Genomic DNA, 496 nt, shown 5'->3' with positions numbered 1-496 from the left:
CCATCCGCAGTGGCTGCCGGACGAGCCGCTCGGCGCAGCGACCGTGCAGCGCTGGTTGTCGTACGCGGCCGGGCCGATCGCCTACGGGCCCGCCGCGGCGCGGCTGGCGACCGCATTCGGGATGCCGCTCGACCTGGCGGCGGCCAGGCGTACGGCGACCCGGTTGCTCGATGCGATCGACCAGGAATTGGTCGACACGCCGTTCGCCGCCGGCGCGCAACCGACCATCGCCGACATCGCCGGCTACACCTACATCGCGCATGCGCCAGAAGGCGGAATCGCGCTCGAACCTTACCCGCAAGTGCGGGCGTGGCTTGCCCGGATCGAAGCCTTGCCGGGATTCGTCGCCTTGCCGGCGCTGCCGCCCGGCGCGTCGGCCGGCTGAGCGCTGCCGGCCGACGGCACGCAGACCGCGATGAACGCGCCGACCGCTGGCGTCGCCGGCTGGGATCTGGAGACCTCGCCGTTCCACCCCGGCGAACTTGCCGTCCAGCAG

General features: G+C 73.0%; 1 protein-coding gene. It reads left to right on the top strand.

Translation table 11 applies throughout. The features are described 5' to 3' along the window. Window positions 1–385 (top strand): glutathione binding-like protein (locus D183_RS0118215; RefSeq protein WP_017910258.1); only part of this gene is annotated, 385 nt, incomplete at its 5' end. Between the last annotated feature and the right edge of the window lie 111 nt (window positions 386–496).

Origin of the sequence: Xanthomonas sp. SHU 199, assembly GCF_000364665.1 — a bacterium.
Classification (GTDB): Bacteria; Pseudomonadota; Gammaproteobacteria; order Xanthomonadales; family Xanthomonadaceae; genus Xanthomonas_A; species Xanthomonas_A sontii.
This window is presented reverse-complemented; position numbering and strand designations above follow the sequence as displayed.